Source organism: Azospirillum formosense, assembly GCF_013340925.1.
Classification (GTDB): domain Bacteria; phylum Pseudomonadota; class Alphaproteobacteria; order Azospirillales; family Azospirillaceae; genus Azospirillum; species Azospirillum formosense.
This window is the reverse complement of sequence record NZ_WHOR01000374.1, coordinates 1-4,330: the sequence shown is the minus strand read 5'-3', so window position 1 is coordinate 4,330 and position 4,330 is coordinate 1. Positions and strand designations below refer to the sequence as shown.

Annotated in this window: 4 protein-coding genes; all 4 read right to left on the bottom strand. The window is 69.4% G+C overall.

Annotated features, from left to right (window positions below; all coding sequences use genetic code 11):
• Window positions 1–161 precede the first annotated feature (161 nt).
• On the bottom strand, window positions 162–551 hold the full coding sequence (locus GBZ26_RS27535; protein WP_174441537.1) for a GtrA family protein: 390 nt from the start codon (window positions 549–551) through the stop codon (window positions 162–164).
• Window positions 552–568: 17 nt separating this feature from the next.
• Entirely contained in the window at window positions 569–2,170 is a 1,602-nt protein-coding gene (locus tag GBZ26_RS27530; protein ID WP_174441536.1) for an NTP transferase domain-containing protein, read from the bottom strand.
• Between the two features lie 6 nt (window positions 2,171–2,176).
• On the bottom strand, window positions 2,177–3,241 hold the full coding sequence (locus tag GBZ26_RS27525; protein ID WP_211104992.1) for a class II aldolase/adducin family protein: 1,065 nt from the start codon (window positions 3,239–3,241) through the stop codon (window positions 2,177–2,179).
• Between the two features lie 434 nt (window positions 3,242–3,675).
• Window positions 3,676–4,330: site-specific integrase (locus tag GBZ26_RS27520; protein ID WP_174441535.1), on the bottom strand; the 655-nt coding region annotated here is incomplete at its 5' end.

Sequence of the window (4,330 nt, the reverse complement as noted above, 5' to 3'; positions counted from 1 at the left end):
GGGGGGGGGGGGGGGGGGGGGGGGGGGGGGGGGGGGGGGGGGGGGGGGGGGGGGGGGGGGGAGGGGGAGGGGGGGGGGGGGGGGGGGGGCGCCCGCGCGGGCCAGCAGCAGCGGCAGGTTCCGCGCCTCGTTGTAGCAGGGTATGACCAGGGAATAAGTGCTCACTGCCGTGCCCCCGAAAACGCGAAGTGCCGCATGCCGACGAAGTTGAAGACGGCTGAAACGCCGGTGGCGGCCAGGAAGGCGAACGCCATGGTCCAGGCGTGCATCCCCGTCAGCAGAAGCACCCCGGCGTTGACCGCGATGTTGATGACCAGCGCCGCGAGATACACGCCGAGGAAGCGGGCGACCGTCTGGATACCGCCCTCCGCGCCGAAGGTCCACATCCGATTGGCGAAATAGGCGAAGATCGTCCCGGCCACGAAACCGGCCGTCTTGGCCGGCGTGACCGCCATCCCCAGCCAGAGCAACAGGGAATAGGCGGCCATGTCGATCGCCACGGTGGTGGTTCCGACCACCAGGAAGCGGCTGGCCTGACGCTGAAGCGACATGGAAGCGGGCCTTCCGGTCAGAGTGGCGCCGCGCCGTCGGCCCGGTCCGGGTCCCGATCCAGGCTGTAGGGATGGTCTGCCGACTTGTCGAAGCAGGCTTGCCAGTAGGCGTAGGTTTCCAGGTCGTCGGGCGTGCCCCAGCACAGGTAGGACTCGACCTCGAACAGCCGGACCGACAGCCCCAGTTCGACCGCGTCGTTGATGCAGGTGTCGACGTAGAACTCACCGTTGATCCGGCGCCCTGCGGCGATCATCCGCTCCGCGGCCCGCTGGAAGTCGCCGGCGCGCTTGAAGGTGAAGGTGCCGACGATGACGGGGTCCTGGGACGGGTCGGCCAGAGGCGTCTTGACCGACACGCCGCGGACCCGCCCGTCTGCGGCGTCGATCCAGCCATACATGGTCGGGGACCGCAGGGCGCCCGGATAACCGCGGGCACCCCACACGATGACGTCGACTTCCGGATCGTCCATCAGGGCCGAAAAGGCCGCGCCGTCGTACAGGATGCCGTTGTCGCAGGCGCCGATGGTCAGCGGCTGGTCGGGATCGAGCTGATCCATGCCGAGCAGGCAGGTGCGCGCCTGCCCGTCGGTCAGTTCATCGATGACCTGGACGGCGGCGTTCGGAAAGGTCCCCCGCAGCGCCTCCGCACAGGCGCCGGTGCCCGGCATGTCGCGGCGCAGGATGAACAGACGGCGGTCGGCCTCCGGCAGATCCCGCACCGCCTGCTCCACCATCGGCCGTCCGGACACTGGAACCAGCGGCTTGGGCAGGGCATAGCCCCGCTGGACGAACCGGGAGCCGGCTCCCGCCATCGGCACCATCACGGTTCCCGCGTGACGCGGCGCGGCGGTCGCCGCTGCCTGCTGGCGGAAGGCGCGGGAGAACCATTGGTACTCGCGCAGATCCTGCGGCGTGCCCCACTGCATGAAATGCTCGACCGGGAACACCGACACCCGCCGCCCATCGCCGATCATCGGCTTGTAGGCCATGCTGACGTAATATTCGCCGTTGACCATCAGCGCGCGGCGCATGGTCTCTTCGAAATAGTGGCGCATCAGGGCGCCGGTGCGGAAATAATAGGTGCCGCTGGACGCGAACTCGTTCATCGGCTGGTCGGTGAAGGGCTGCTTTTCCTGGATGTCCTGGGCCCACATGCCCTCGGCCCGGACATAGGCGTAGTTGGTCGAGCCCAGCATGTGCGGGTGGAAGCCGGTGTAGCCGATCACGCTGCCGTCGCAGCCGGTCTCCCGCGCGTGCGCCTGGAAGGCCGCGAAGTCCCAAAGGCAGGAGAAGTCGCAGTAATTGACGATGGTCGGCGCGTCGGGGTCGATGGCGTCGATCACCTGGAGGACTGCGTTGATCGGCCCCAGCTTGTGGGGAGGAATCGCCACGATCCGGCCCTTGGGGCAGATGCGCTCCAGCGTGGCGCGCATCCGGTAGGCCGGTTCGTCCAAATGGTCCTGGTTGCAGATGAACAGCACCGACGACGCGCCGGGGAACAGCCCCACGACATGCTCGATGATGGGCTTCCCATCCACCTCGATCAGGGGTTTGGGAACCGTGTAGCCGGCACGGCGGAAGCGTTCGCCGAAGCCGGACATTGGAATGACGATCTGCATGGCGGCTCAGTGGGGCTGGCGGGACTGGAGGGACTGCCGGTATTTTTCCGCGTCCCAGTTCAAAAGGGCCTGTTCGTCGGCGGCGGTGAGGCAGGAGATGGCGGCCTCGTCGGGAATCCGCGCCACCACGGCCGCCAGGGCCGCGACCATTTCCTCACCGGCCTCGCCCAGCCCTTCGGGCACCAGGACCCCGGCGCCGGGGACCAGGATCACGGGGCGGAACGGCAGGCCGTCGCTGGACAGCAGAACCCGGTCGAGCGCCGCACGGTCTTCGGCAACGGCCACGCCCGGCCCCAGAAACACCACATGATCGGGATAGAGCGAGCCGGTCGCCGCGATCCGCAGGGCGGCCGGGGACAGCGCGAGGCTGTGGGAGCCGGGTTGGCGGGCCGGGCGGTAGCCGCTGCCCGCGGCGGTCCGCTCCAGACGGGCGGGGTCGGCGGCGCCCGCGGGGCGCAGGCCGACCGCCAGCCGGCCGGCCACCTCGTTCAGCAGGGCCTCGGCGGCGGCGGCATCGGCGCCCCCGACGATAAGGCCGTGGTTGCCCAGGATCACCACATCCGCCGGCTGGCCGGTCAAGGCCGACGCCACGGCCCTCGTCAAATCCGGCCCCGGCTTGGAGTAGGGAACCATGATCCACGACAGACCCCGGCACCGCTCGGCCAGTTCGTCCGCCGCGTCGGTCCGCACGGCCCAGGACAGCGTGTTCACGCAATGCACATGGAAGACGGTATCCTGCGGCATCAGCGCATGGAGCGACGTCTCGATCGACGGGCGCAGTCCACCGGGCGAAGCGCCGGAACGCTCCCAGGAACCGGCGACCGGGTCGGACAGCCCGTCGCGGATGCCCTGACGGATGCGCGACAGGCTGACATCGACGAAGATGTCAGCCTCCAAAGCCTGCGCCAACCGGGTTCCCGACGCCTTGACCCGCAGCACATCCCCCAGCTTCAGCGAGGTGTTGCCGCCGGCGCCCTGGACGAACAGGGGATTGGCGCCGATCCTGGCGGACGTTTCCAGAAACGATGCCTCGGCTTGGCTTCGCATGCGGGCGTCGCGCGGACCTTTCATGAAGCCGTCTTTCCGTGATGTGGCATCTGGAATTTCGAATGAGGAACTAGACTTATTGCAAGCTCGGGTATCTACCTCCCACACGAATGACAAGGCAAGGGCGAAAACCCTGGGTTCCGGGAATGGAGCTTTTCCTGCGGAGGGAAATATCCAGCGGCTCGATCCGGCGCTTGACTGTGTGGGGCATCTGATCCGCCGCCTGCATGGCGTGGAGTGAACTGTGCCGGACGATCGCCCTCGTGTTCGGCCCGCTGGCCCCGACCGCGGATGGTTGGCCCATGTCCGCCTCGATCATGGAGGCGCCCGACCTCCGTGATCCGCCAAGCGCTGCGCAGGACAAGCCGGGCGACCACCTTGGATCTTGGCCTCTCCCCTCGCGCAGTCCGGGACAACGCTGGGAAAGTGCTCAGATTTTCCCGTTCAGTCTCGCCTGCTCACCGCCTTGTCCGCATGACCTTCTCCGTCACGTTGTTCCTCCAGAGGTCGGCGGAGCGCATGTAGCGGCGGGCCACCTCGACCGACTTGTGGCGGGTCTGGCGCATGACGTCGTGCAGCTGCGCCTCCGCCTCGGCCGCCGCGGTGGCCAGCCCGGCACGCAGCGAGTGGCCGGAGTAGCGGCGCGCGACGCCGCCGGACAGGGCGCCGAAGGTCCTCTCCAGCAGCCCCTGGTCCCCGGCGCCGACCGCCTCGGCGCTGTCCCTGACCAGCCGCGCCACCGCCTTGTCGGACAGCCGCTTGTCGGTCAGCACCCCGCCCGCCCGCAGGCCGACAAACAGGGGCTCCTCGCCATGGCCGGCGGCGCGGTGCCGCATCCAGCGGTGCAGCGCGGTCGGCGCGCACAGCGCCTCGTCGTCGGAGGCCCAGATGGCCACCGCGTCACCGGCCCCGATCTGGTCGGTCTTGGAGCGGCGGATGGTCAGCACGACGCCCTTGCCGTCGACGAAGGCGACGTCGCCGGCGTTGAGCGCGACGATCTCGCTCCGCCGCAGCGCCCCGCCGAAGCCGACGAGCAGCAGGGCGCGGTTGCGCAGGCCGAGCGGGCCGTCGGGCTGGGCGCGCACCAGATCGGCGAGCAGGGCCGGGGTGAGC